Source organism: Diaphorobacter sp. LR2014-1, from assembly GCF_002916785.1.
GTDB classification, from domain to species: domain Bacteria; phylum Pseudomonadota; class Gammaproteobacteria; order Burkholderiales; family Burkholderiaceae_C; genus Diaphorobacter; species Diaphorobacter nitroreducens.
Window position 1 is genome coordinate 1 of the sequence record NZ_MTBE01000078.1, and the last position, 4,465, is coordinate 4,465.

Consider the following 4,465-nt stretch of genomic DNA (forward strand, 5'->3'; position numbering starts at 1 on the left):
CTAGCTACCAAAAGGAGGCCCCCCGGCTCTGCCGGGGAGGCAGTAGAAGTTTGACTTTTCAGGAGGTTGTCCACCGTAGAGACTTTCAATCGTGAGCCGCCAAGCAAACGAAAGGAAGAAACACGATGGACAAGTATGAAAGTTTGAGTCACACGGCCTGGGATTGCAAATATCACGTGGTCTTCATCCCCAAGTGTCGAAGGCGAACGCTGTACAAGCAGCTACGCGAACACCTGGGTGAGGTATTCAGAAAGTTGGCCGCGCAAAAGGAATGCAGGGTTGAAGAGGGGCATCTGATGCCCGATCACGTGCACATGATGCTGTCGATCCCACCGAAGTACTCGGTGTCGCAGGTGGTGGGCTTTATCAAAGGCAAGAGCGCAATCCACCTTGCGCGGGTGTACGGAGAGCGAAAGCGCAACTTCGTGGGTCAGCACTTCTGGGCGCGAGGGTACTTCGTCTCGACGGTGGGACGCGACGAAGCGGTGATACGGGAGTACATCCGAAACCAGGAGAAGGAAGACGAGAGGTTGGACCAACTCGGTCTATGGAGGTGAGTAGCCACCGATAGGTGGCCCCAAGAATGAGGGGCCGCGTTAGCGACCCCTTACAGCCGCTTTGAGCGGCTCACATCCCGAATGCCCCCGGCTTTGCCGGGGGATGGTTACCTTCCGTCGTCACGCGGCCTCGCTCGAGGAAGTTCTTGCAAGACTTTGCTGGATGTTGCACCTAACATGCAGAAAGTCAAGAGCCAACATCCAGCGATCTGCTGGCCGATCGATGTGAATCAATCGTAAGCAGCCAGGAAACAAATGTTGGCTGCCGCCGCGATGGTGCTCCCCAAGTCGTCAATCTGTAGCCATGTGAAGGGGAAGTCCATGAACGAGATTGCGCGAGTCGGGGTGGATCTGGCTAAGCGGGTTATCTAGGTGCATGCGGTGGATGCGCGCGTGGTGGTTGCCAAGGCGCTGGCCGCTGACAAGTTTGCGGCCTGGTGCGCGCAGCTGCCTCCCGGCTGCCTGGTGGCCCTGGAGGCCTGCGGCGGTGCGCATCACTGGGCACGCAAGCTGCGCGGCTATGGGCTGGATGCGCGGCTGATTGCAGGCCACTTCGTCACGCCCTACCGCATGGCCGGCAAGGGACGCAAGAACGGTGCGGCCGATGGGCAACCCGCCCGCACATGCGCTTCGTGCCGGTGAAGACGCCGGCGCAGACGCTGCTGGCTGCGCGCACATGAGGATTTCATCAATCAAGTCCTTGGCTTTGGTTACCCAATCCACCAAGTCACCCAAGGCCACTGCTTCCGATACAGCCATTTCGCGGTCAATGTGATTTACAGTCCCAGTAGCCATTTTCAAAGATCCTTTTGATGATGGTCAGGCGGCCAGGTTGTTCTCAGGCTTCCCGGTCGCCGCCTTTTTGCCCTGCATAGTCCGGCGCAGGGCTTGCCGGTATCTCAGGCCCGCAGGGGAACTACGTCCGCGCCCTGGCGCAGCTTGTCGAGATAGTCCGCCCACTCGTTCATCATCTTTCGGCGTTGGGTCATGAACTCCGCGCGGTCGTAGGCCATGCCCAGGGGGCCGCTTTTGCCGTGGGCCAATTGCGCCTCGATCACATCGGGCGCCACGTTCAGGTTCTCCACGATCAGCGTGCGCGCCATTGCACGGAAGCCGTGGGCGGTCATCGTTTCGTTGTCATAGCCCATTCTGCGGAGCGCGGTGTTTACCGTGTTTTCGCTCATGCGCCGGCCTTCACCCAGCAGGGAAGGGAAGACATACTTGTGATGGCCAGTGAGTGGTTTCAGGCGCTGAAGACTTTTCACGGCTTGCGGGGACAGCGGCACATAGTGCGGGCGTCCGCTCATCTTGGCTTGCTTGGTGCGCTTCATCTTGACGGCGGGGATCGTCCACAGGGCATTGTCGAAGTCCAGCTCGGCCCATTCCATTTGCCTGATTTCGCCGGGGCGCTGGAATGTCAGGGCGGAAAGCAGGAGGGCTTCACGGGTGACAGGACTGCCGTTGTAAATCTCCATGTCGCGCAGTAGCTGGCCCGCCTGTTTTGGCGTCAGCACTGCGGCCATGTGGCGTGCGCATTCCACTGATGGCGGACAGTGATTCCATTTCCATCGCGGACAGCGTTCCAGGCGATGGCGGACACGTTGCGCGGGTGTCCTGAGTGACGCTCAAATCGTAGCCGAAGTGTCCGCCATCAGCGTGGAATGGCGGTCGGCGCGGCCGGCTCAGACGGCCTTGGTGAGCTTGCGCATCGACTCGCCCTTGAGGGCTATCTTGTGCGAGCCGTGCACGATGCGGTCCAGGATGGCGTCGGCCAGCGTGGGCTCGTCCAGCCAGGCGTGCCAGGCCGTCACCGGCAACTGGCTGGTGATGAGCGTCGAGCGCGTGCCCACCCGGTCGTCCAGCAATTCCAGCAGGTCGTTTCGCTCGTGCGCGGCAATCGGCGCGATGCCGAAGTCGTCCAGGATGAGCAGGTCCAGCCGCGCCAGTTGCGCCAGCCGTTTGCCCAGGCTGCCATCGCCGTGGGCCACGTGCAGCTCCTGCAGCAGCCGTGGCGCGCGGGTGTAGAGCACCGAGAAGCCCAGGCGCGCGGCCTGCTGCCCCAGTGCGCAGGCGAGCCACGTCTTGCCGCACCCGGTGGCGCCGGTGAGCAGCACGTTGTGGCCATGGCGCAGCCAGTCCCCGCCGGCCAGGCTGGTGATGACCTCTCGGCTCAGGCCCCGGCTGGCGCGCCAGTCGATGTCCTCCAGGCAGGCACTGGAGACCTTCAGGCGGGCCGCCTTCAACAGGCGCTCCAGGCGCTTGCTGTCACGCCAGTCCACCTCGCGCTGCACCAGCAGCGCCAGGCGTTGTTCAAAGGGCAGCTCGCTGGCCGTGATGTGGGTGGCCGCGTCGCTGAGGGCGGCCACCATGCCGTCCAGGCGCAGGGCGCGCAGTTGGTTCAAGGTCTGTTCGTTGAGCATGGTTCTTCCTTGTTAGGTTTGCTTGCACGTTGGAGTTCAGTGGTAGTAGCCCGGCCCGCGCACGTTCTCGTGCAGCGGCAGGCTCGCCTGTGCGGCCATCGGCGCATCCAGCGGCCGCTGGTCCAGGCCGCAGCCCAGGATGGAGGCGATGCTCTTGTAGGACGGTGAGCGAATCGACTGCGCCCGCGCACAGGCGGCCTCCAGCCGGTCAGCCCCGTACTCACGGCCCAGGCGCATGAGGCCCAGACAGGAGCGGTAACCCTGCTCGGGATGCTGGCGGTGCTCCATCTGCCAGCGCACCACGGCGGCGGTGGCCGCGCCCACGCGCTCACCCCAGGCGATGAGCTTGGCCGGCGTCCACTGCAGGTGCGCCCGGTGCGAGGCCGGCATGTGCTCGGGCGTGGTGGTGTGTGCACCCCGTCGGGGATTGAGGGCGTGGGCGGCCACGCGTTTGCTGCCGTGCAGGACTTCGAGCGTGCCGGCCGTGATGCGCAACTCCACCGGCTCACCCACCAGGGCGTGGGGCACCGAGTAGTAGTGGCCATCGAGCTCAACGTGGTAATCGATGTTGACGCGGGCGGGTTTGAAGCGCGCGATGGGCATGCGCACCGGCGGCAGGGGGCGCAGGGCTGGCCGGTCGAGTTCGGCGAAGGCGCTAGTGCGGTTGCCCGGCAGCTTCTTGAACGCGCGCTGGTTCAAGTCCACCAGCAAGGCGGCAATCGCCCGGTTGAGCTCGGCCAGGCTGAAGAAGGTCTGGTGGCGCAGCCTGGCCAGAATCCAGCGCTCGACCACCTGCACAGCGACCTCCACCTTGGGTTTGTCGCGTGGCTTGGCCGGGCGCGCGGGCATCACGGCCAGGCTGTAGTGCGCACAGAGCTCTTCGAGCAGGCGGTGCGCGGTGGGCTCGTAACGGTCGGGTCGGGCCATGAGGGCGCGCGGCTGGTCAGGCACCAGCAGGCGGGGCACGCCGCCGATGAACTCCAGCGCGCTAATGATGCTGGCCACCCAGTCGGTGGCCTTCTGGCTGGCGGTGGCGCAGGCGTAGGTGTAGTTCGATGCGCCCAGCACGGCCACGAAGACCTGGGCCTGGCGTATCTCGCCAGTGTCAGCATCCACCACGGGAACGGTCTGGCCGGCGTAGTCCACAAAGAGCTTGTCACCGCCCGTGTGGGTCTGGCGCATGGAGCGCTGCAGGCGCCGGGCCCAGGCCTTGTACTTCTCGCAGAAGGCGCTGTACTTGTACGCCTGCCCGCTGTGCTGTTGCTGGTATTCCTCCCAAAGCAACTGCAGCGTCACGCCAGGTCGGCGCAGTTCGCGGTGGATGTGGGCGTGGTCGGGTTCAAGGTGCCGGGACTCGCGCGCCACGGGTGGCTTGTAGAGCCGGGCCTGGAGTTCGTCGTCGTTCAGGCTCTGGGCCAGTGCCCAGTCCACGCCGGCCACGCGCGCGTAGCTGGCTATCTCGCTGACAGTGGATTTGGAGATGCCGAG

The 4,465-nt window shown here is 64.3% G+C and carries 4 protein-coding genes and 1 pseudogene; 2 read left to right on the forward strand and 3 right to left on the reverse strand.

The genetic code is table 11. The annotated features are described in order from the left end of the window. Positions 1 to 125 precede the first annotated feature (125 nt). Entirely contained in the window at positions 126 to 557 is a 432-nt protein-coding gene (gene tnpA / locus BV908_RS21785) for an IS200/IS605 family transposase (RefSeq protein WP_026437438.1), read from the forward strand. A 372-nt stretch (positions 558 to 929) separates the two neighbouring features. After that, positions 930 to 1,204, forward strand: a pseudogene (locus BV908_RS21795) (IS110 family transposase); the annotation flags it as partial. A gap of 252 nt (positions 1,205 to 1,456) precedes the next feature. On the opposite strand, the gene BV908_RS21800 reads toward BV908_RS21795, so the two are convergent. The 3 genes from BV908_RS21800 to istA all read right to left on the reverse strand — a co-directional run. Beyond that, positions 1,457 to 2,080: a site-specific integrase gene (locus BV908_RS21800; RefSeq protein ID WP_103739193.1), complete on the reverse strand. Its 624-nt coding sequence runs from the start codon at positions 2,078 to 2,080 to the stop codon at positions 1,457 to 1,459. A 159-nt stretch (positions 2,081 to 2,239) separates the two neighbouring features. After that, positions 2,240 to 2,977, reverse strand: coding sequence for an IS21-like element helper ATPase IstB (gene istB / locus BV908_RS21805; RefSeq protein WP_011805003.1), 738 nt, complete (start codon positions 2,975 to 2,977; stop codon positions 2,240 to 2,242). Between the two features lie 36 nt (positions 2,978 to 3,013). Further along, positions 3,014 to 4,465, reverse strand: a 1,452-nt coding sequence (gene istA / locus BV908_RS21810) for an IS21 family transposase (protein ID WP_103737366.1), incomplete at its 5' end; no start/stop codon positions are given.